Source organism: Ruegeria sp. AM9 (assembly GCF_056540565.1).
The window spans coordinates 262997-284418 of record NZ_JBQFWY010000002.1 but is presented as its reverse complement, the minus strand read 5'-3'; the positions used below and the strand labels follow the sequence as shown (position 1 = coordinate 284418).

23 protein-coding genes are annotated in these 21422 nt (G+C 60.5%); 12 read left to right on the top strand and 11 right to left on the bottom strand.

The genetic code is table 11. The features are described from left to right. Nucleotides 1-130 precede the first annotated feature (130 nt). From fabD to mltG, 7 genes are all read left to right on the top strand, one after another. Nucleotides 131-1069, top strand: a complete 939-nt coding sequence (gene fabD, locus ACR0DO_RS06230) for an ACP S-malonyltransferase (RefSeq protein ID WP_480557202.1) — start codon at nucleotides 131-133, stop codon at nucleotides 1067-1069. Between the two features lie 41 nt (nucleotides 1070-1110). Next, nucleotides 1111-1848 carry a 3-oxoacyl-[acyl-carrier-protein] reductase gene (gene fabG, locus ACR0DO_RS06225; RefSeq protein WP_480557201.1) on the top strand — a complete coding sequence of 246 codons (738 nt, stop codon included), beginning with the start codon at nucleotides 1111-1113 and terminating at the stop codon, nucleotides 1846-1848. 211 nt (nucleotides 1849-2059) lie between these two features. After that, entirely contained in the window at nucleotides 2060-2293 is a 234-nt protein-coding gene (locus ACR0DO_RS06220; protein WP_008756330.1) for an acyl carrier protein, read from the top strand. Between the two features lie 142 nt (nucleotides 2294-2435). Continuing rightward, the gene (locus ACR0DO_RS06215) at nucleotides 2436-2975 is read left to right on the top strand and encodes a GNAT family N-acetyltransferase (protein ID WP_170443356.1); all 540 of its coding nucleotides are present in this window, start codon (nucleotides 2436-2438) and stop codon (nucleotides 2973-2975) included. A gap of 120 nt (nucleotides 2976-3095) precedes the next feature. Further along, on the top strand, nucleotides 3096-3839 hold the full coding sequence (locus tag ACR0DO_RS06210; RefSeq protein ID WP_170443358.1) for a 1-(5-phosphoribosyl)-5-[(5-phosphoribosylamino)methylideneamino] imidazole-4-carboxamide isomerase: 744 nt from the start codon (nucleotides 3096-3098) through the stop codon (nucleotides 3837-3839). A gap of 204 nt (nucleotides 3840-4043) precedes the next feature. Then, on the top strand, nucleotides 4044-5309 hold the full coding sequence (gene fabF / locus ACR0DO_RS06205; RefSeq protein WP_480557200.1) for a beta-ketoacyl-ACP synthase II: 1266 nt from the start codon (nucleotides 4044-4046) through the stop codon (nucleotides 5307-5309). Further along, nucleotides 5310-6470, top strand: a complete 1161-nt coding sequence (gene mltG, locus ACR0DO_RS06200) for an endolytic transglycosylase MltG (protein WP_480557199.1) — start codon at nucleotides 5310-5312, stop codon at nucleotides 6468-6470. Between the two features lie 37 nt (nucleotides 6471-6507). On the opposite strand, the gene ACR0DO_RS06195 is transcribed toward mltG, so the two are convergent. Next, a complete protein-coding gene (locus tag ACR0DO_RS06195; RefSeq protein ID WP_480557198.1) occupies nucleotides 6508-7764 on the bottom strand; it encodes a DEAD/DEAH box helicase in 1257 nt (418 codons plus the stop codon). 1000 nt (nucleotides 7765-8764) lie between these two features. On the opposite strand from ACR0DO_RS06195, the gene ACR0DO_RS06190 reads away from it, so the two are divergent. Together ACR0DO_RS06190 and ACR0DO_RS06185 are read left to right on the top strand one after the other, a co-directional pair. Then, a complete protein-coding gene (locus ACR0DO_RS06190; RefSeq protein ID WP_480557479.1) occupies nucleotides 8765-11227 on the top strand; it encodes a phage tail protein in 2463 nt (820 codons plus the stop codon). A gap of 8 nt (nucleotides 11228-11235) precedes the next feature. After that, complete coding sequence (locus ACR0DO_RS06185) at nucleotides 11236-11532, top strand: DUF7742 family protein (RefSeq protein WP_480557197.1); 297 nt, start codon at nucleotides 11236-11238, stop codon at nucleotides 11530-11532. Here the strand turns inward: ACR0DO_RS06185 and ACR0DO_RS06180 are convergent. Continuing rightward, nucleotides 11513-11851, bottom strand: coding sequence for a TraR/DksA family transcriptional regulator (locus ACR0DO_RS06180; RefSeq protein WP_480557196.1), 339 nt, complete (start codon nucleotides 11849-11851; stop codon nucleotides 11513-11515). The genes ACR0DO_RS06185 and ACR0DO_RS06180 overlap by 20 nt on opposite strands. A gap of 84 nt (nucleotides 11852-11935) precedes the next feature. On the opposite strand from ACR0DO_RS06180, the gene cysE reads away from it, so the two are divergent. Continuing rightward, complete coding sequence (gene cysE, locus ACR0DO_RS06175) at nucleotides 11936-12745, top strand: serine O-acetyltransferase (RefSeq protein ID WP_480557195.1); 810 nt, start codon at nucleotides 11936-11938, stop codon at nucleotides 12743-12745. A gap of 104 nt (nucleotides 12746-12849) precedes the next feature. On the opposite strand, the gene ACR0DO_RS06170 is transcribed toward cysE, so the two are convergent. The 8 genes from ACR0DO_RS06170 to ACR0DO_RS06135 all read right to left on the bottom strand — a co-directional run bounded on the left by ACR0DO_RS06170 (nucleotide 12850) and on the right by ACR0DO_RS06135 (nucleotide 19441). Beyond that, a complete protein-coding gene (locus ACR0DO_RS06170) occupies nucleotides 12850-13077 on the bottom strand; it encodes a hypothetical protein (RefSeq protein ID WP_480557194.1) in 228 nt (75 codons plus the stop codon). 163 nt (nucleotides 13078-13240) lie between these two features. Further along, nucleotides 13241-14542 (bottom strand): pyruvate dehydrogenase complex dihydrolipoamide acetyltransferase, encoded by a 1302-nt coding sequence (locus ACR0DO_RS06165; protein WP_480557193.1) that lies wholly within the window; start codon nucleotides 14540-14542, stop codon nucleotides 13241-13243. Further along, nucleotides 14542-14850 carry a DUF5076 domain-containing protein gene (locus tag ACR0DO_RS06160; protein WP_480557192.1) on the bottom strand — a complete coding sequence of 103 codons (309 nt, stop codon included), beginning with the start codon at nucleotides 14848-14850 and terminating at the stop codon, nucleotides 14542-14544. The genes ACR0DO_RS06165 and ACR0DO_RS06160 overlap by 1 nt, the downstream gene beginning before the upstream one ends. Before the next feature lie 9 nt (nucleotides 14851-14859). After that, nucleotides 14860-16230 (bottom strand): pyruvate dehydrogenase complex E1 component subunit beta, encoded by a 1371-nt coding sequence (locus tag ACR0DO_RS06155; protein WP_170443385.1) that lies wholly within the window; start codon nucleotides 16228-16230, stop codon nucleotides 14860-14862. A gap of 15 nt (nucleotides 16231-16245) precedes the next feature. Next, nucleotides 16246-17235: a pyruvate dehydrogenase (acetyl-transferring) E1 component subunit alpha gene (pdhA, locus tag ACR0DO_RS06150; protein WP_170443387.1), complete on the bottom strand. Its 990-nt coding sequence runs from the start codon at nucleotides 17233-17235 to the stop codon at nucleotides 16246-16248. 176 nt (nucleotides 17236-17411) lie between these two features. Next, on the bottom strand, nucleotides 17412-17711 hold the full coding sequence (locus ACR0DO_RS06145; RefSeq protein WP_170443389.1) for an FtsB family cell division protein: 300 nt from the start codon (nucleotides 17709-17711) through the stop codon (nucleotides 17412-17414). Nucleotides 17712-17840: 129 nt separating this feature from the next. After that, a complete protein-coding gene (locus ACR0DO_RS06140) occupies nucleotides 17841-18185 on the bottom strand; it encodes a lysozyme inhibitor LprI family protein (protein ID WP_480557191.1) in 345 nt (114 codons plus the stop codon). A 65-nt stretch (nucleotides 18186-18250) separates the two neighbouring features. Continuing rightward, complete coding sequence (locus ACR0DO_RS06135) at nucleotides 18251-19441, bottom strand: phosphoglycerate kinase (protein ID WP_480557477.1); 1191 nt, start codon at nucleotides 19439-19441, stop codon at nucleotides 18251-18253. A 134-nt stretch (nucleotides 19442-19575) separates the two neighbouring features. Between ACR0DO_RS06135 and ACR0DO_RS06130 the strand changes: the two genes are divergently transcribed. Both ACR0DO_RS06130 and ACR0DO_RS06125 read left to right on the top strand, forming a co-directional pair. Further along, nucleotides 19576-20082, top strand: coding sequence for a peptidylprolyl isomerase (locus tag ACR0DO_RS06130; protein ID WP_170443396.1), 507 nt, complete (start codon nucleotides 19576-19578; stop codon nucleotides 20080-20082). Continuing rightward, complete coding sequence (locus tag ACR0DO_RS06125) at nucleotides 20075-20623, top strand: peptidylprolyl isomerase (RefSeq protein ID WP_480557190.1); 549 nt, start codon at nucleotides 20075-20077, stop codon at nucleotides 20621-20623. The genes ACR0DO_RS06130 and ACR0DO_RS06125 overlap by 8 nt, the downstream gene beginning before the upstream one ends. A gap of 42 nt (nucleotides 20624-20665) precedes the next feature. Here ACR0DO_RS06125 and aqpZ read toward each other — a convergent pair whose 3' ends face one another. Then, the gene (gene aqpZ, locus ACR0DO_RS06120; RefSeq protein ID WP_170443399.1) at nucleotides 20666-21352 is read right to left on the bottom strand and encodes an aquaporin Z; all 687 of its coding nucleotides are present in this window, start codon (nucleotides 21350-21352) and stop codon (nucleotides 20666-20668) included. Between the last annotated feature and the right edge of the window lie 70 nt (nucleotides 21353-21422).

The following is a 21422-nucleotide window of genomic DNA, read 5'->3' as shown; positions in this document are numbered from 1 at the left end:
CATGGGATCAGGACTCAATAGCGTGATGCGCACATCAAAAGTGCCACAGTGCAGAGGTCAGGCAATGCTTGTGCCGCGTCCACACTCGGTTTACACCCCCCGGCAACCTAACGTCATCCAAGAGGTCGCAATGACACGCGCATTCGTTTTTCCGGGGCAGGGCGCCCAAACCATCGGGATGGGCAAGGCTCTGGCCGAGGCTTATCCGGCTGCTCAGGCTGTGTTCGACGAGGTCGACGAGGCGCTGGGTGAAAAGCTGAGCAGCCTGATCTGGGAAGGCGACATCGCAGACCTGACGCTGACGCAGAACGCGCAGCCGGCGCTGATGGCCACCTCGATCGCCGCGATGCGCGCGCTGGAGGCCGAGGGCGTTTCGGTCACCGATGCGGCCTTTGTCGCCGGTCATTCGCTGGGCGAATACTCGGCTTTGGCCGCTGCCGGTGCGTTGTCGGTTGCCGACACCGCCCGTTTGCTGCGCACCCGCGGTCAGGCAATGCAAAGCGCCGTGCCGGTGGGCGAGGGCGCGATGGCCGCCATTCTTGGGCTGGACCTGGACGCGGTCCGCGCCGTTGCCGAAGCGGCCGCGCAGGGTGAGGTCTGTCAGGCCGCGAATGACAACGACCCGACTCAGGTTGTGGTCTCGGGTGCCAAGGCCGCCGTCGAACGCGCGGCTGAGATCGCCAAGGAAAAGGGCGCTAAACGGGCGGTAATGTTGCCTGTAAGTGCTCCATTTCACTGTGCGCTGATGCAACCTGCTGCAGATGTAATGGCAGAGGCTCTGGCTGCTGTTGAAATCAAGGCGCCTGCCGTGCCGCTGGTGGCCAACGTACGCGCCGAAGCGGTCACCGACCCGGACCTGATCCGCCAGTTGCTGGTCGAACAGGTCACCGGTTCGGTCCGTTGGCGCGAAAGCGTGCAGTACATGGCCGCGCAGGGTGTGACCGAGACATGGGAGATCGGCGCAGGCAAGGCTCTGTCGGGCATGATCCGCAAGATCAATCGCGACATTGCGGGCAAGGCCGTCGGCACGCCGGAAGACGTGCAAAAGGTCACCCAGGCCGAATCGTAAGTTGAAAACGTCCCGTTGGGACGCACGAAAAGGGAAACCGAATGTTTGATTTGACAGGTAAGAACGCGCTGATCACAGGCGCTTCGGGTGGTATCGGGGGCGATATCGCGCGCGCGCTGCACGGCGCTGGCGCCACTGTCGGGCTGTCTGGTACACGGGTCGAGCCGCTGCAGGCACTGGCGGATGAGCTGGGCGAGCGCGTCCACGTGCTGCCCTGCAACCTGAGTGATCCTGAAGCCGTTGCAGCGCTGCCGAAGCAGGCGGCGGATGCAATGGGGTCGGTCGATATTCTGGTCAACAACGCGGGTATCACGCGGGACAACCTGTTCATGCGCATGTCGGACGAGGAATGGCAGAGCGTGATCGACGTGAACCTGACCGCCACCGCCAAGCTGTGCAAGGGCGTTCTGCGCGGCATGATGAAGGCGCGCTGGGGCCGGATCATCAATATCTCGTCCATTGTAGGTGCAACCGGAAACCCGGGTCAGGTCAACTATTCCGCGTCCAAGGCGGGTATGGTCGGCATGACCAAGTCTCTCGCCTGCGAGGTCGCAAGCCGCGGAATCACGGCCAACGCGGTGGCGCCAGGCTTCATCACGACGGCGATGACCAACAAGCTGACCGACGATCAGAAATCCGCCCTCCTGACACAGGTTCCGGCCGGTCGTATGGGTGAGCCATCGGAAATTGCTGCGGCAGTTCTGTACCTTGCCAGCCCTGAAGCGGGTTATGTTACAGGAGCGACCTTGCATGTGAATGGCGGCATGGCCATGTTGTGATCGCACGCCGAGGCAGGCGCGAAAGCGTTTGCCTCGGGCGTTGTCTGTGCTATAGGCGGCACATGTATGCAGGGGTCGGCCAAACGGTCGGCCTTCTACTTTCCCGGTAATTCGGGGACCCAACCGCCCGGACCGGGCAAAATCAAAGCCAGCCTGAGCGGGCAAGGGCTGAACCGGGCATTACGCCCTGAAAATGGAATGAGGAATAGACATGAGCGACGTCGCAGATCGCGTTAAAAAGATCGTTGTTGAGCACCTGGGTGTTGAAGAGGACAAAGTAGCCGAGAACGCTTCGTTCATCGACGATCTGGGTGCCGACAGCCTGGACACCGTTGAGCTGGTCATGGCCTTCGAAGAAGAGTTCGGCATCGAGATCCCGGATGACGCAGCTGAAACCATCCAGACCTTTGGCGACGCCGTCAAATTCATCTCCGAAGCGTCCTGATCGCCTCGAAATCTTATAAAAACGGCGCTTCCGGGCAACGGAGGCGCCGTTTTTTTATGTCTGCCCGGATTTCGGGCTTGTCAGAGTAAGGCTACGTTCGCAACGATCCTCCTGAGGCACAAAATATTTATGCGGGCAGGGCATGATACGATCCACCCCGACGATAAACACATCGCGCCTGATGCTTTGCGGCATGAGGCCCGAGGATTTCAACCGGTTCGCCGAGATTTGGCGCAACCCTTGTATCGTGCGCCATATTGGCGGCAAGCCGCGTTCGCGTGGTGAGGCATGGGATTCGTTTCTGCGCAATGCCGGGCATTGGCAGATGGCCGGGTTCGGGCAATGGGCCGTGTTGCAGCAATCGAATCGGCTGATGATCGGGCAGGCCGGTTTTTTCTATGGTAACCGGTCTTTGGGCGATGATTTCGACAGTTTTCCCGAAGCCGGATGGATTCTGGTGCCCGAGGCACAGGGCCAGGGGTTGGGGTTCGAGGCGGCCCAGGCCGCGCATGACTGGTTTGACCGCATCATGCCCGGACCGTTGGTGGCAATGGTGAACTCAGCGAACCACGCCTCGCACAAGCTGGCAGAAAAGCTTGGCTACACGGTGATGCGTGAATGCAAATACAACGACACTCCGGTTGTGTTGCTGCGCCGGAACGGACCGCCCGCGCGCCTTTAGTCTCAACTTGGTTGTGATGCCGCAAAATGTCTCCAGTTTGCCGAAACTGGTGGCATTCGCGATTCTGCGGACGTGTATGGTACAGTGAATTGCAATGCGAATGAGCGGAGGAGCGTGCTCATGAGGATTTACCCCACAATGGAACTGCAGAACGGCCGGTGTGTGACGCTGGAAAAGGGCCGTCTGGACGAAGCCATGATCTGGCACGTGGACCCTGTTGAAACAGCGCGTGGTTGGTCAGCCGCAGGTGCGGAATGGATGCAACTGACGGATTTCGACGCGATCGAAGGGCGGGACACCAACGCCGAGCTGGTCGAAGAGATCATTCGCTCGTCTGAAATGCCGGTGCAACTGGCTGGTGGTATGCGCACCCGCGAGCAGGTCGAGTATTGGATCGACAAGGGGGCTGGACGTATCGTCCTTGGTACATTGGCCGCCTGGGATCCGATCCTGGTCAAGGAACTCGCCAAGCTTTATCCGGATCAGATCGTTCTGGCCGTGGATGTCTGGCAAGGTCAGGTGATGACCGAGGGCTGGCGCAGCCAGAGTGCTTTCACCCCGGAAGCCTATATCGAGGCGTTCGCCGATACCCCGTTTGCCGCCATTCTGGTAACGGATATCGACAGCGATATGGAGGACGTCGAGGCGCAACTGGGCCTGATCTCCGGTCTTGCTGAGAAATCCCGCACGCCGATCATCGCCAGCGGTGTGGTGCGCACGGCGGACGATATCTCGCGCTTGGCTTACATCTCGAATATCTCGGGCGCGATTGTTGGGCGGGCGCTGTTCCGCAAGTCGCTTGATCTGGCGGAGGCGCTGGAAGTGGCCAAAACCGCACATGAACCGGTTGCACAGTTCCAGTAACTGACGGACCATTCGGAAACCGCCTGTTGCCGATCGAGGCAGCGGGCGGTTTTTTTAATTCTGAGCCGTTCTTGTGGTGATGAGCTGAATTTCTTTCCGTTTTGGCAGGATGCTGCCGGAAGGGAATATGCCGTTGCTCTTGCCCCCGGCCCCCGGGCCGGGGTATGAGCGGTTCTCAAACAGGAAGCAGGCAAGAGGCATTTCATGCGCAGAGTCGTTGTAACCGGTCTGGGATTGGTCACTCCGTTGGCCAGCGGGGTCGAGGAAACCTGGTCGCGGCTGCTGGACGGAGAATCCGGTGCGGGCCCGATCACTCAGTTCGACGCTGAGGCAAGCGGGGTCACCACGACCTATGCCTGCGAAGTGCCGCGCGGAGACGGTACCAACGGGACGTTCAACCCCGACGATTGGATGCCGCCGAAAGAGCAGCGCAAGATCGAAGACTTTATCCTGTATTCCATCGCAGCGGCCGACATGGCCTGTGCGGATGCGGGCTGGACGCCCGAGGACGAAGACGCGCGCCTGCGCACCGGCGTTCTGATCGGCTCTGGCATTGGTGGCCTTGGGTCCATCGCGGATACGGCCAACCTGATCCGCGACAAGGGCCCGCGTCGCGTGTCGCCTTTCTTTATCCCCGGTGCGCTGATCAACCTGGCCTCGGGGCAGGTCTCGATCCGTCACGGTTTCAAAGGTCCGAACCACTCGGTTGTAACGGCCTGTTCGACCGGTGCGCATGCGATTGGTGACGCCAGCCGTATCATCCGCGCGGGTGATGCGGACGTCATGGTTGCAGGTGGTGGCGAGGGCTGCATCTGCGAGATTGGCATCGCGGGCTTCAACGCGTGTAAGGCGCTGTCGACCAAATATGCCGATGACCCCAAAAAGGCGAGCCGTCCCTATGATGTCGACCGCGACGGGTTCGTCATGGGCGAAGGCGCGGGCATTGTTGTTCTGGAAGAATACGAACACGCCAAAGCGCGCGGCGCGAAAATTTACGCCGAAGTTCTGGGTTATGGCATGTCCGGCGACGCCTACCACATCACAGCGCCGTCTGAGGATGGCGATGGGGCCGAGCGTTCGATGAAAGCCGCCCTGCGCAGCGCCGGGCTGGAGCCGAAGGACCTGGACTATATCAACGCGCATGGCACTTCGACCATGGCGGACACGATTGAGCTGGGCGCCGTGGAGCGTCTGCTGGGCGACCACGCCAGCAACGCGACCATGACCTCGACCAAATCGGCCACCGGTCACCTGCTGGGCGCGGCTGGCGCGATCGAGGCGATCTTCTCGATCCTCGCGATCCGTGATCAGGTCGCGCCGCCGACGATCAATCTGGACAACCCGGCAGTTGAAACCCCGATTGATCTGGCACCCAACGCCAAACGCGAGCGTGAGATCAACGTGGCCCTGTCGAATTCGTTCGGCTTTGGCGGCACCAACGCGAGCGTGATTTTCGGAAAGGTCAGCTAAATGTGGCGGGCTTTGGCATCGAACGCGCTGACCATCCTGGTGGTCAGCCTGTTTCTGATCGGCGGTCTGATCCTGTGGGGGCAGTCGCAATACAAGGCCGAGGGCCCGCTGCAAACTGCCATGTGCCTGCAGGTCAAAAGCGGATCGAACATGAGCCGCGTCAGCCAGCAGCTTGAAGATGAGGGCGCCATCAGCAGCGCCATGATCTTCCGGATGGGCGCAGATTACACCGACAAGGCCCAGCAACTGAAAGCGGGCAGCTTTCTGGTCCGCGAAGGCGCGTCGATGGAGCAGATCATCGACGAGATCACCAGCAGCGGTGCCAGCACCTGTGGGTCCGAGATTGAGTATCGTATCGGCGTGACACGCGTGCAGACCCGTGTGCGCGAACTGGACCCGGCCACGCTGGACTTTGTCGAGATCGCTAGTTTCGAGGCCGGTGAAGAAGATGCCCCCGCTGAATACACTGAAAAGCGTCAGGACGCCGACACCCGCTATCGCGTCTCGGTCGCCGAAGGCGTGACCTCGTGGCAGGTGGTTGAGGCGCTAAAGGGCATCGACGCGCTGACCGGTGAGGTGTCCGAGGTTCCGGCCGAGGGTATGCTGGCCCCCGACAGCTATGAGCTTGCTCCGGGCGATGACCGGGCTGCCGTGCTGCAGGACATGCAGGAAAAGCAACAGTTGCGGATCAACGCGGTCTGGGAAAACCGGCAGGACGATTTGCCGATCAGCAGCCCCGAGGAGATGTTGATCCTTGCCTCGATAATCGAGAAAGAAACCGGTGTTCCGCATGAGCGCGGACAAGTCGCCAGCGTCTTTGTGAACCGGCTTGAAAAAGGCATGAAACTGCAGACGGACCCGACCGTCATATACGGTGTCACCAAGGGTCAGGGCGTGCTGGGTCGTGGTCTGCGCCGGAGTGAACTTCGCCGGGCAACGCCATGGAATACTTATGTAATCGATGGTCTGCCGCCGACGCCAATTGCCAATCCGGGGCTTGCAAGCCTTGAGGCCGCCGTTGCTCCGGAAGAGACCAATTACGTCTTCTTTGTAGCGGATGGAACAGGCGGGCACGCCTTTGCGGAAACTCTGGATGAGCACAACCGCAACGTTGCCAAATGGCGAGAGATCGAAGCCGAGAGAAACAGCTCGAGCAACTAAGAAAAGGGCCGCGTCGAAAAACGCGGCCCTTTCTCTTTTATGCGGCGGGGCGTCGGCGTGGACGGCGCCGTTTGGACGGCGCGGGTTTTGACGCTTCATTTGCCCCGTGCGGCCTGCGTCCCCGGAACCCGCCACGCTTGCGCGGTTTCTTGGGTTCGGCGAATTCGGGCATGGTGCCGCTGGCGACCGGGATGTCGATCTTCATCAACTTCTGAATCTGGCGTAGTTGATCCAGTTCATCCGGTGCGCAGAAAGCAATGCCTTCGCCTTCGCGCCCGGCGCGGGCGGTGCGGCCAATGCGGTGGACATAGTTGTCGGGCACCTCGGGCAGGTCATAGTTGATCACGTAGGCAACACCTGGAATGTCGATGCCGCGCGCGGCGACATCGGTGGCGACCAGCACGTTGATCTCTCCGGCGCGGAACGCCTTGATCGCGCGGTCGCGCTGACCTTGGCTTTTGTTGCCGTGGATCGAGGCGGCGTTGAACCCGTCCGCCACAAGGCCTTTCATCAGTTTCTCTGCCCCGTGTTTTGTACGGGCAAAGACCAGCGTCAGGGCGTCCATATCCGCTGAAAGAACCTCGCGCAGTTTCCGTGGTTTTTCGGCCCTGTCGAGGAAGTGGACAGACTGTGTGATCTTGTCCGCCGCCTTGCCCGGGGGCGAAACCTGCACCCGTTGCGGGTTGGTCAGATAGGACTGGCTGAGTTCCTCCATCAGCTTCGGCATTGTCGCCGAAAACAGCATGGTCTGACGCGGCGTGCCCAAAGCGGGCTCGATTTTGCGCAAAGCGTGGATAAAGCCCATGTCTAGCATCTGGTCGGCCTCATCCAGCACAAGATGACGTACCGTGCTGAGGTCGACGGCGCCACGCTCCATCAGGTCGATCAGGCGGCCCGGGGTGGCGACCAGAATGTCGGTGCCGCGCGACAGGAACGAGATCTGCTTGCCGATGGATTGCCCGCCGACGACGGTGGCGACGCGCAGTTTCGTTTTCTTGGTCAGGTTGCGCAGGCTCTCGGCGATCTGGTTCACCAATTCGCGGGTCGGCGCCAGGATCAGGGCTTTGACCGTTTTGGGGGCCGGTTTGCTGGGTTGCGCCAGCAGGTGATCAATCAGCGGCAGGCCGAAGGCCAGCGTCTTGCCGGTGCCGGTCTGGGCCAGCCCGAGGATGTCGTGGCCCTGCAGGGCCAGCGGGATCGCCTGGTTCTGGATCGGCGTGGGTTGGGTAAAGTTGGCGCGTTGCAGCGCGTCATTCAGGGCTGGGGCAAGGCCCAGCATGTCGAAGTCGAACAAGTATCATTCCTTTTTGATCCGGGACGGCTTTCCGCACCGGACACAAGCGTAAGGCCACGCAAACAGCGCGACCGGCAGGGTTTATGCGAAGCCTCGGGACATACGGGCGAGTCCCATATGTCCGGCCGTCGCATCAAGAACCCTGCGTGAAGGGGAACTGAGAGATGTGTAGTGCGCTGTGGGGCCGTGTCGGCCAGATGCTCACGCGTCAGCGCTTGGTCTGCGGCACATGCGACTTATGTGCGGGTTTGTCAAGCTTTGATATGGTTCACTGAAGGGGCGGGGGCAGGATAAGACCGCATCCCCGTCATTACCTGACCCCAGCGAGAACCGACCTCCGTGGTTTTGTTCCGACTGCAGCAAGCACGTCTTTCGCCGGGTGTTTAAACTAGACTGAAGAGGCACCGGCATCCTCATCCGCGTGAAGGTTTCATCATCTCATTGGCGACCCGTCCCACCACATCAAAGGAATGCGTTGTGTAGGGAATGTCCTCCTGTCATCGTACCCAGAGTAGCGGCCTGAAATGCTGGCAATCCAACCGTAATGCGCGTGGTCGTTCAGGTATTCTTAACTCGGAGCGTACTCTGGGTGTTGCGCCCCTGTTGCGCAAATCATTGACTTTGCGTGCTTATTCTCGTATAAGTTGTGTCATGCTAGAAGAAGTGGGCAACGGCCCCGGGGACACCCGGCGGCCGTTTTTCGTTTCTCTCGTGCGGAAAAACTCACGCATGAGGTCACAGGCAAACATGACTTTGATTACCCCGGAAGAGCGGATGTCCCAGACGGCGGAACTTTTGCAGTCGCTTGAGACGTCCATTCGCGGTTTGCGCCAAGCAGCGGAAGAACTGCACAGGCAAATCGGAACCGGGGAGGATGCAGACCTGGCTGGTACAGCCAAACAACTCGGGCAGTTAGAGGGGCTGATCCGAAGTTGTCAGAAAGTGGAGACAAGCTTTGTCGAACAACATCACAGACAAGCCGGAATTGCCCAAGGGGGGTATGCGCTCGACCTTGAGCGCGCTCGATTTGAAATCGGGTGCAGGTTGGCTCGCCTCCGCCGATGCTGCGGTTCGGGACCGATTTCTGAGTGAGATCGGGGAGGGGGGGCTATGTGCCCTCCCTTTCCTATTCGAGTTCTGGGCGATGCCGCATCAATTGCCGCCCGAGGGTGACTGGCGGTCCTGGGTGATCATGGGAGGGCGCGGCGCAGGCAAGACACGCGCTGGGTCCGAATGGGTGCGGTCGATGGTCGAGGGGTCCAAGCCGTTGGATAGGGGAGAGGCCAGCAGGGTGGCTTTGGTCGGTGAGACCTTCGATCAGGTGCGCGATGTGATGATCTTTGGCGACAGCGGGATATTGCACTGTTCGCCCCCGGACCGGCGGCCGCAGTGGAAGGCATCGGAACGCAAGCTGATCTGGCCTAACGGGGCCGAGGCGCAGGCGTTCTCGGCGCATGATCCCGAGGGATTGCGGGGGCCGCAATTCGATGCGGCATGGGTGGACGAGCTTGGCTGTGCGGCGATCGACAAAGGGTCCAATCAGCCGAACAAGTTTCTCGATCCCAAATCCTCGGAATCCAGCCTGCCGAAATACTCCAACGGTCTGCGTGACGATTTCATGCAGATGCAGTATCTGAAGGCGATGTTGGGCTATTGGTCCGATCCGGCGATCAACCCGGTTTCGGATGAATATGGTGGGCCGATGGTAGACATGGCGAACGCTTATGTCTGGGCCTGGGACGCACGCCCCTTTCCCACCTTCCCCAACCTCCGCAGCCAGTGGAGCGATGGTGTGAACTACCCACGCGGTCATTGGCTGAACGGGCGATCGGGAACGCGTACTCTGGCCTCGGTTGTCACGGAAATCTGCCACGGCGCCGGGGTGATGCATATCGATGTATCGCGGCTGTATGGCGTGGTACGGGGGTATGCGATTGAAGACGTGTCCAGCGCGCGTGCGGCCTTGCAGCCGTTGATGTTGCGCTACGGCTTTGATGCGATTGAACGGGATGGTGTGTTGCTGTTTCGGATGCGCGATGGTCGCAGACCGGTTGAGCTGGACAGTGATTTGCTGGCCGAAAGTGCGGACATTGAAGGACGTGTCGAATATCGCCGAGAGGCCGAGGCCGAATTGACGGGCCGCGTACGGTTGCGGTTTGTGCAATCGGATGCCGACCATGACGTTGTGTCAGAAGAGGCTGTCCTGCCGGATACCCGCACGCATTCCGTGTCGGTGAACGAGATGCCTTTGTCGATGACACGCTCGGAAGGCCGCCAGACCGCCGAGCGCTGGCTGAGCGAAGCGCGGGTTTCGCGTGAAACGGCCCGGTTTGCGTTGCCACCGTCGATGCTGCATCTGGGTGCGGGTGACGTCGTCACTCTGACCAAAGATGGGCAAGGTGCGCGGTATCGCATCGACCGTCTGGAGCAGGCCGATCTGCAATTGGCTGACGCGGTGCGGATCGAACCCGGCCTCTATGCGCCGTCCGATCTGCCCGATGACGAGGTGACCGCAAAGCCCTTTATCGCACCTGTTCCCGTCCTTCCCGTATTCATGGATTTGCCGCTGATCACCGGGTCAGAAGCACCGCACGCCCCGTATCTTGCGGCGTCGGCTAACCCCTGGCCCGGCAGCGTTGCCGTCTACTCGGCGGCCAGCGACGAAGACTATGCACTGCAAGAGGTCATCTCGGGGCAGGCGGTCATTGGGTTCACCGAAACGCCGCTCAGGCAGGCGGGTGCGGGTATCTGGGACGAAGGTGCACCACTGCGGGTCAATCTGGTCGACGGGGTGCTGGAATCGCGCCCGCGTGAGGCTCTGTTAAACGGCGCCAATCTGGCGGCAATCGGCGATGGGACACCCGGCAACTGGGAGGTTTTCCAGTTCGCAAATGCGACTCTGCAGGAGGCAGGTACGTATACCTTGTCCGGGCGTTTGCGCGGCCAGTTGGGGACAGATGCGACGATGCCCGATATCTGGCCCGAAGGGTCGATGTTCGTTTTGCTGGATCAGCGGGTTTATCAGACAAGCCTACTGCGGTCCGAGCGGCGGGTGACCAAACACTATCGCATCGGCCCGGCGACGCGGGGATATGACGACCCGTCCTTCACTCACCTTGTCGAAACCTTTGATGGCAACGGATTGCGTCCCTATGCGCCGGTGCATCTCAGGGCGGTTTCCTCGGCCACAGGCGACCAGCTGTCCTGGATACGCCGCACTCGGTTGGATGGGGACGATTGGGCCGGTCTGGACGTGCCGCTGGCGGAAGAGAGCGAATCCTACCTTGTTCAAATTCGCGTCAACGGCGCGCCTGTACGCGAACAGGTCGTGAGCGCGCCGAACTGGTTCTATTCGGCCGCGGCACAAACGGCGGATGGGCTCAGCGGGGCCTATGAGGTTCGGGTGGCGCAGGTCTCGGCCAGCTACGGTCCGGGCCTGCCGACCAGCCTGGCAGTCGGGTAAACCGCGACATGCGCCCTGTTTTACACGGAGATGTCAGCGCTGCGGCGCGTGCCCTGCTGGCCGCGCCGCCGGTGGAGCGCAATCGCCTCTGCTCCCGCATGATCCACGAAGCGGAACTGGCCGACAAACATGTTGGCCAGACCGGGCGGATTCATCCAATGTTCGGAAATGGCTCGTTGATGGCAGCGGCGCGCAGCAGGCGGCTGGCGGATGAACCGGGTTTTGACGACCCGCAATATTGTCAGTGTTTTGAAATGGTTCTGCGCCATCTGGTCCGGTTTCAGATCAACCGGACGCGCAGCTGACGCATTTGGTGGCGGCGAGGTCGAGGTCCAGCCGACCTTTGGGGATCTCGTCGCCGCAATCCTCGCAATACCCGAACTCACCTTCCTGAATGCGGGCCAGCGCGGCCTGCAAGCGTCGTGTCTCGATATCCCGATTGGCTTGCTGCGCTTTGGCCATGGCCTGATTCTGCAACGCGTCCATCCTGCTGAGACGGCCAACGGCCTGTTGGTCCAATTCGACAATGGCCTGCGCATCTTTTTCCGAGGCCGAATGATCCGCAATCTCGATCAATCGGGCCTGAATCCTTGCGGCAAAGCCTGCCAATTTGGTTTCATTCATTTTCGTTACCCTGCAAATCACGGGTTTGCGTTTGGTGTTTTTACAACTAAATGGCATTCTAGGCGCAGCAAAGGATCAAAAACCATGTTGGAAAAGCGCAGTCTCGTAAGACCGGTTGATCCGGTCTGGACCCGTATCACCACCGAAGCTCAGGCGGCCGTCGAGAGCGAGCCGCTTATGGGTGGTCTGGTGCACGCCTGTATCCTGCACCACCGCAGCCTTGAACGGGCTTTGTCATACCGGGTGTCGGCCAAGCTGTGCTCGAACGAGATGTCGATGATGGTGCTGCGTGAAATCGTGGACGAGGCTTATGCGGGTGACCCGTCGCTGATCGAGGCCGCGCGTGCGGACCTGATGGCCGTGTATGAACGCGACCCGGCGTGCCACCGCCTGTTGCAGCCGATCCTGTACTTCAAAGGCTATCAGGCGATGCAGGCCTATCGTGTGGCGCATTGGCTTTGGAACAAAGGCCGTCATGATCTGGCGTATTTCTTCCAGATGCGCTCGTCCGAGATTTTCGGGATCGACATTCATCCTGCCGCGAAGATCGGCAAGGGTATCATGATCGACCATGCCCATTCCATCGTGATCGGTGAAACGGCGGTTGTTGGCGACAATGTGTCGATGCTGCACTCGGTGACCCTTGGCGGAACCGGCAAGGAAGAGGAGCAGCGCCATCCCACGATCGGTGATGGCGTTCTGATCGGCGCCGGGGCCAAGGTTCTGGGCAATATTGAGGTGGGCCATTGCAGCCGCATCGCCGCAGGTTCAGTGGTGTTGCAAGAGGTTCCGGCCTGCACGACCGTGGCGGGCATCCCTGCCAAGATCGTGGGTGAAGCGGGCTGTGACCAGCCTTCGGTTTCGATGGACCACATGCTGGGCAAGGACCAGTAAGGATCTAAAGTGTTTTGCGTTTTGTCTGAGGCAAAGCTATCGAAATGCGCGTTCGACCGCAGGGTGAGGCAGCGTATTTCGATTCAAATCAAACGCAAAGCGATCTAGTTCGAGCGGTTGTTGCGCCGCTCCTGCCGCTCGCGCCTGCGTTCCTGGCGCCTTTGTTTCCGCAGTTCAATGCGTCGTTCGCGTTCGGCTTTCTGCTGCGCGATGACAGCGGGGTCGGTCGACTTGAATTTGGAATTTTCGCCGGGATAGCTGTTGGGTTTTGCGATGGCGGCGGCAGGTGCTGTGGTGGCCGTCAGCGCGACCAGAAGCAGGGTCTTGGTCAAATCAGAAAAGCGCATGGTCCACCTTTAAGTTGCAAAGCCGTCTGCATCAAAGGTGGGGGACTGCGGTTGCTTGGGCAACCAGCCGGGCGATCACGCTTGCTCACATCGTGGCGGTGATCGTGAGAGCACCCGCCGGGGCCTGACCCCGGCGGGTGATGTTTGATCAGGCCAGCATGACCATCGGGTTTTCCAGATTGTCGACGATGGCTTGCAGCAGCTCTGCGCCTAGCGCACCGTCAATCACCCGGTGATCGACCGACATTGTGACCGACATGACGGTAGCTACGGCAAGCTCGCCGTCAGCACCGACAACCGGTTTCTTGACGCCGGAGCCCACAGCCAGAATACCGGCATGGGGCGGGTTCACGATGGCGTCGAAATTGTCGATGCCGAACATGCCAAGGTTCGAGATCGCAAATGTGCCGCCCTGATACTCATGCGGCGCCAGCTTGCGTTCACGGGCGCGACCGGCAAGGTCCTTCATCTCGGTCGACAGTGCGGACAGTGACTTGGTGTCGGCATCCTGAAGGACCGGCGTGAACAGGCCGCCTTCGATGGCGACGGCGACCGCCACATCCGAAGGTTTCAGTTGCAGAACGCGATCACTGGCCCAGACCGCATTGCAGGCGGGAACTTGCTGCAGGGCGTTGGCGACAGCCTTGATGATGAAGTCGTTGACGCTGAGCTTCACGCCACGGCCTTCCAACTGCTTGTTCAGTTGGCCGCGGAATTTCAGCAGAGCGTCCAGTTTGATATCGCGGCGCAGGTAGAAATGCGGGATGGTTTGCTTGGCTTCGGACAGGCGCGCGGCAATGGTTTTGCGCATCCCGTCCAGCTTGATTTCCTCGTAGTCGCGACCCTCGTACATTTTGGCGACGGCATCCGCCGATGGGCCAGCCGGGGCTGCGGCTGCCGGGGCGGCTGCGGCAGGTGCAGCGGCAGGGGCCGGAGCGGTTGCCGTTGCGCCTTCGACATCAGCCTTGACGATCCGGCCATGCGGGCCGGTGCCTGCGATCTGTGTCAGATCCAGACCTTTTTGCGCGGCAATACGTCGGGCCAGCGGGGAGGCGAAGATACGACCGCCATCGGCCTTGGCCGGTGCTGCCGGTGCAGGGGCGGGCGCCTCGGACGCCGCTGGCGCGGCAGCCTCGTTGCCCGCGGCGGCTGCGGGTGCAGCCGCGGGAGCTGTGGTGGGTGCAGTGCCAATGTCATCGGCGCTTTCGCCATCTTCCAGCAGGACCGCAATCGCGGTGTTGACCTTGACCCCTTCGGAGCCTTCGGGGATCAGGATCTTGCCGATGGTGCCTTCGTCAACGGCCTCGAACTCCATCGTGGCCTTGTCGGTTTCGATCTCGGCCAGCAGGTCGCCGGACGAGACAGTGTCGCCTTCCTTGACCAGCCATTTGGCAAGGGTGCCTTCCTCCATCGTAGGGGAAAGGGCGGGCATCAGAATTTCTGTGGGCATTAGTGCTTACTCCCTTGGAGCGATCCCGAAAACTCCGGGTATTGATTCAAACGATCTGCAAACCCTGCTTCGATCTGAGCCAGAAGTTGGTCTGTGGAACCCGCGTCCGGGCGGTCTTGAAGCATTCCGTTAACAGCGTGCTGTGCGATATCGGCCAGGATGGAGCCCCAAAGGCGGGGCTCCTCATCGGGGTCAAACAGCCCGATATTCAATGTTATTTGATGCTCTTCATCAGCAATCCAGAAACGAACCATCTCGTGGGCAGTCTCATTAGTTTCTACTTCATCTGGTGGGTCGAGCGGCCGCATGACTGTTCCTTACCGGTAGGTCACTTGTTTGACGGCGGCGATCACCTCATCGGTGGTGATCAGGGCCAGCTTTTCGAGGTTCGCGGCGTAGGGCATCGGGACGTCCTTGCCGGTCAGCGTAATGACGGGTGCGTCGAGGTAATCAAACGCCTCCTGCATCACCACCGAGCTGATGTAGCTGCCGACCGAGCCTTGCGGCCAGCCCTCTTCGACGGTCACCAGACGGTTGGTCTTCATAACCGAGTTGATGATCGCACCGGTGTCCATCGGGCGGATGGTGCGCAGGTCGATCACCTCGGCGCTGATGCCGTCTTCGGCCAGCTTGTCGGCGGCCTCCAGAGCGTATTGCATCCCGATGCCAAAGCTGACGATGGTCACGTCCGAGCCTTCGCGCCAGATACGGGCCTTGCCCAGCGGCACGGTCAGGTCATCCACCTGCGGCACATCGAAGGAGCGACCGTAGAGGATTTCGTTCTCCAGGAAGACCACCGGGTTGGGATCGCGGATTGCCGATTTCAGCAGGCCCTTGGCGTCAGCCGCTGAATACGGCATCACAACTTTCAGGCCGGGAACCTGCATGTACCATGCGGCGTAGTCCTGAGAGTGCTGCGCAGCCACGCGGGCCGCCGCACCGTTGGGACCACGGAACACGATCGGGCATCCCATCTGGCCGCCGGACATATAGAGCGTCTTGGCGGCAGAGTTGATGATCTGGTCAATCGCCTGCATGGCGAAGTTGAAGGTCATGAACTCGACAATCGGTTTCAACCCCCCAAAGGCCGAGCCGACCGCGATACCGGCGAAGCCGTGCTCGGTGATCGGGGTGTCGATCACGCGTTTGGCACCGAATTCGTCGAGCAGACCTTGGGAAATTTTATACGCGCCCTGATATTCAGCGACTTCTTCGCCCATCAGGTAAACGTCTTCGTCGCCGCGCATTTCCTCGGCCATCGCATCGCGCAGGGCTTCGCGGACAGTCTGCTGCGCCATCTCGGCGTCGGCAGGCCAGTCGGGCGACAGGTCCACGACCGGAGCGGCAGGTGCGGCGGCAGGAGCGGGGGCCTCAACCGCCGCAGGGGCGGCCTCGGTCTCCGCTGCGGCTGCGGGGGCAGCCGCGGGCAGGGCGGAGGCGTCTTCGCCTTCTTCCACCAGAACGGCGATGGGGGTATTGACCTTGACGCCTTCGGTGCCCTCGGCGATCAGGATCTTGCCAACGATGCCTTCATCGACGGCTTCGAACTCCATCGTCGCCTTGTCGGTTTCAATCTCGGCCATGATATCGCCCGAGGATACGGTATCGCCTTCCTTGACCAGCCATTTGGCCAGCGTGCCCTCTTCCATCGTGGGCGAAAGGGCGGGCATGAGAATTTCGGTTGCCATGTCTTAATCGTCCTCTCAGGCGTAGATATCTGTCCAGAGCTCGTCCAGCGACGGCTCGGGGCTTTCTTTCGAGAATTCAGCGGCCTGGTTGACGATCTCTTTGATCTCTTTGTCGATCGCCTTCAGGTCATCCTCGGATGCATGTTTGCCGGTCAGCAGCAGCTCGCGCACGTGTTCGATCGGGTCGCTTTGTTCGCGGACCTTCTGAACCTCTTCGCGGGTGCGGTACTTGGCCGGGTCCGACATTGAGTGGCCGCGATAGCGGTAGGTCTTGACCTCGAGGATGTAGGGGCCTTTGCCTGCTCGGCAATGTGCAACGGCTTTCTCACCAGCGGCTTTGACCGCCAGCACGTCCATGCCGTTGACGATCTCACCGGGAATGCCGAACGCCTCGCCACGGTGGTAGATATCCTTGGTCGAGGTCGAGCGCGCCTGGGCCGTGCCCATGGCGTATTGGTTGTTCTCGATCACGAAGATCACCGGAAGGTCCCAGATCGCCGCCATGTTGAAGGTCTCATAGACCTGACCCTGGTTCGCTGCGCCATCACCAAAATAGGTGAAGGTCACGCCGCCGTTTTCCTTGTACTTGTCGGCAAAGGCCAGACCTGCACCCAGCGGGACCTGCGCGCCAACGATACCGTGCCCGCCGTAGAAATGCTTCTCTTTCGAGAACATGTGCATCGAGCCGCCCTTGCCCTTGGACAATCCGCCCTCGCGCCCGGTCAGTTCGGCCATCACGCCGCCCGGGTCCATGCCGCAGGCCAGCATGTGGCCGTGGTCGCGGTAGGAGGTGATACGCTTGTCGCCTTCCTTGGCTGCGGCCTCGAGGCCCACAACAACGGCTTCCTGCCCGATGTAAAGGTGGCAGAACCCACCGATCAGACCCATGCCATAAAGTTGGCCCGCCTTTTCTTCGAATCGGCGGATCAAAAGCATTTCGCGGTAGTAGGTTTTGAGCTCTTCCGCAGAAACGTTTGGTTTCTTTGTGGTTTTTCGCGCAGCCATCGTGGCGATCTCCCCCTTTCGGACAGATAGTTTAGCGTTAAACTATCTCATAAAGCATTTCCTGCTTTCTGGCGAGGGGAAATGTGACGCAGCGTCCGTTCCTGCGGAAACGGGCCGTTTTTTGTTGAATAGGATACTGGCGTGCAGAGAGTTTTCGTTGAAAACTCTGGCCCGGATCAGCGGATGACGATCTCATCCGAGCGGATCATGCCCAGAACCGAGCGTGCCTGTTGATCCAACAGATCGAGATCCAGATAGGTATCCGACAAGCGGCGGGTCAGGTTTTCCATCTCGGTGATCTCAGCCTCGAGCTTGGCGAGGTCGCGTGACAGGGCGTCCCGTTCCGCCGCAATCTCGACCCGTCGGAACAGGCCGTAGTCGCCCTGCACGGCGGCAAAGGTGAAGTACACACCCAGCATAAACGCCACCATGAAGAAAACGACTGCGCCCAAACCGGGCCGATGAGAACGGGACACTCTGTTTACCGCCGTATGAATTGCCTCAATAACGTGCCCTTTGCGAGCATCTGTCCGCACTATGTCACAGGTGATTCGGGTTGTGAATCCCCTGATTCGCAATTTTCCAAATTTGTTGGCGGCGCATTGTCAGCGCCATGCGTTCAGCGCGTGATTGCGGATCAGGGTCTGCTCTTCCATACAGGCCCAGTAGAACATCGGCGCCGCACTGCCGTCGCTTTTCAGTTCAGGCTCACAGGTTGCGTCGCGGGTTTTCAGCCAGGCGCGCTGTTCGGTCAGCAGGGCTTGTCCATTGCCACGCGCATCCGCCAGAGGTTTGACCTCTTTCCAGATACGGTTGAGTTCGCGGTCGGCGATTTCCCATTTTTCCTTGGCGCAGAAATTCGCATCCAGCTGAGTCTGACCACTGCAGCTGGATTGGGCAATAGCGGGCAGGGGAAACAGGGCAATGATCAGGCAGGCAAAAACTCTCATGGCAAAATCTCCACTGAATGTGAGGATTTTACCATGACTTTGAATACACGGCCAATTTGCGCGGTTCAGCCTTCCAGCGCGGCAACACCGGGCAGGGTTTTGCCTTCCATCCATTCCAGGAATGCGCCACCGGCGGTCGAGATATAGGAAAAGTCCTTAGCCGCCCCCGAGGCGTTCAGCGCGGCGACCGTGTCCCCGCCACCCGCGACCGACACCAACCGGTCCGAGCGGGTCAGCGCGGCGGCTTTCAACGCGGCGGCATTGGTGGCGGCGTCGAAGGGCTCGATCTCGAACGCGCCCAGCGGACCGTTCCAGATCAGGGTCTGGCTTTTGGAGAATACTTCGGTGATGGCGGCAACGCTTTCGGGGCCGGCGTCCAGGATCATGCCGTCCTCGGTGCATTGGTCGGTGGGCAGTACCTGATGCGGGGCGCCCGCTTCGAACTTGTCCGCGACGACGATGTCGGTGGGCAGGACGATGGTGCAGCCCGTGCTTTCCGCCTTAGCCAAAATTTCGGCCGCGGTGTCTTTCATCGCGGTTTCGGCCAGAGATTTGCCGACGTTCAGGCCCTGAGCGACAAGGAACGTGTTCGCCATGCCGCCGCCGATCACCAGATAGTCCACCTTGGTGATCAGATTGCCCAGCAGCTCCAGCTTGGTCGAAACCTTCGCACCGCCGACCACGGCGGTCACCGGACGTTTGGGCGCCCCCAGAGCGCCTTCCAGCGCCTCAAGCTCCGCCTGCATCAGGCGGCCAGCGCATGAGGGCAGCAGGCGGGCGATGGCCTCGGTCGAGCTGTGGGCGCGGTGGGCGGCCGAGAACGCATCGTTGCAATAGACCTCGCCCAGCTTGGCCATGCCTGCGGCCAGATCAGCATCGTTCTTGGTTTCAGCCGCGTGAAAGCGGGTGTTTTCCAACAGCAGCACCTGGCCGGGTTGCAGCGCCTCGGCGGCCAGTTCGGCCTCGGTGCCGACGCAATCGGCGGCGAACAGAACTGAGGAGCCAAAGGCATCTTCCAGCGTGGGGACGAGCTGCTTCAGCGACAGGTTTTCGCGCCGTTCACCACCCGGACGTCCGAAATGCGCCAGCAGGATGGGTTTGCCGTCGGCGGTCAGAATATCGCGAACCGTGGGCACGATGCGCTGAATGCGGGTCGCGTCGGTCACGACTCCGTCCACAACCGGCACGTTGATGTCTACGCGCACCAGCACGCGTTTGCCGTTCAAGTCCATGTCGTCGAGAGTTTTCCAGCCCATCGTGCAATCCTCGGAGATGTGAAACAGATTTAGGCGGTTCTTTTCCTGCATTTTGCCCTCAGGTCAATGCGTCACTTGGCATTCGCGCGCCCGCATCATAGGTATTTGCGCAAGTTAAACGACAGGAGGGCCTCATGGCCGAGATCAAGGATCCCGAAAACACCATCATCATCGAACTGAAGGGCGGCAATGTCGTCATCGAATTGCTGCCGGACGTGGCCCCTCTGCACTCGGCCCGGATGAAAGATCTGGCGCGCGGTGGTGAGTACGACAACGTGGCCTTCCATCGTGTGATCGACGGTTTCATGGCGCAGACCGGCGACGTGCAGCACGGCGATATGGAAGACGGGTTCAACCTGCGTATGGCGGGCACCGGTGGCTCGTCGCTGCCGAACGTCCCGGCCGAGTTTTCCAAGCTGCCGCATGACCGGGGTACGCTGGGCGCGGCACGCTCACAGAACCCGGATTCGGCCAACTCGCAATTCTTCATCAACTTCAAGGACAACCACTTCCTGAACGGTCAGTACACCGTTTATGGCCGCGTCATTGACGGGATGGAGCATGTGGATGCCATCGTACGGGGTGAGCCCCCTGCGAACCCGGATCGTATGATCAGTGTGAAGGTGGCAGCCGATGTATAAGCTGGCCGCTGCCTTTGCCCTTCTGGCCAGCCCTGCGCTCGCCACCGGGCTTCAGATCGAGATCGAGGGCGAGGGCGCAAACGGCACCGTCACCGTCGACCTGTTCGAAGATCTCGCCCCCAAACATGTTGAACAGATCAGCGCTCTGGCCGCTGAGGGCAAATACGATGGCGTGGTGTTTCACCGCGTGATCGACGGGTTCATGGCGCAGACCGGCGACGTTGAATTTGGTCGTATCGGTGGTGACATGCGCCGTGCCGGTACCGGTGGGTCTGATCGTCCTAACCTGCCTGCCGAGTTTTCGGATTACAATTATGACCGTGGTGTCGTGGGTATGGCGCGGGCACAGGATCCCGACAGCGCGAACTCGCAGTTCTTCATCATGTTCGAACCGGGCCCGTTCCTGAACGGCCAGTACACGGTTGTTGGTCAAGTGACCGAGGGCATGGATGTGGTCGATGCGATCAAGCGCGGTGACGGCCCGAACGGCGCCGTCATCGGTCAGCCGGACGTGATGAAAAAAGTCACGGTCACCGAATAAAGTAAAAAGCCCCGACGCATTCCGCTTCGGGGCTTTTTTGTATCAGTCGTCGCCCATCGCCTGCCAGATCAGCGCTCCGATGGCGGCGCCGATCAGCGGCGCGACCCAGAACAGCCAAAGCTGACCAAGGGCCGGTGCATCCGCAAACAAGGCCACTCCGGTGGACCGCGCCGGGTTTACCGACGTATTGGTCACCGGGATCGAGATCAGGTGGATCAACGTCAGACACAGGCCAATGGCGATCGGGGCGAACCCGTCAGGCGCAAAGTTGGATGTTGCGCCCAGAATGACGATAATGAAGAACGCGGTCATCACGATCTCGATTACCAGCGCGGACATCATCGAGTAGCCCTCGGGCGATGCCTCGCCATACCCGTTCGAGGCAAACCCGCCGACGCCCTCGAACCCGGGAGCACCGCTGACGATCAGATACAGGACAGCTGCGGCGGCAATTGCGCCGATGACCTGCGCGATCCAATAGGGGATCAAATCCTTGGCCGGAAACCGGCCGCCCATCATCAGGCCAAGGCTGACCGCCGGGTTGAAATGCCCACCCGAGATGTGGCCGACCGCATAGGCCATGGTCAGAACCGTCAGACCGAAGGCAAAGGAAACGCCCAGCCAGCCGATGCCGACATCTGCGACACCTGCCGCCAATACGGCGCTGCCGCAGCCGCCCAGAACCAACCAGAACGTGCCGAAAAACTCGGCCATGAGTTTTGATGACATGAAAATCCCTCCTGAAAACACTGATTTAAGGTTAATTCAATAATCGCATTTTGTGAAATACCGAGAAACG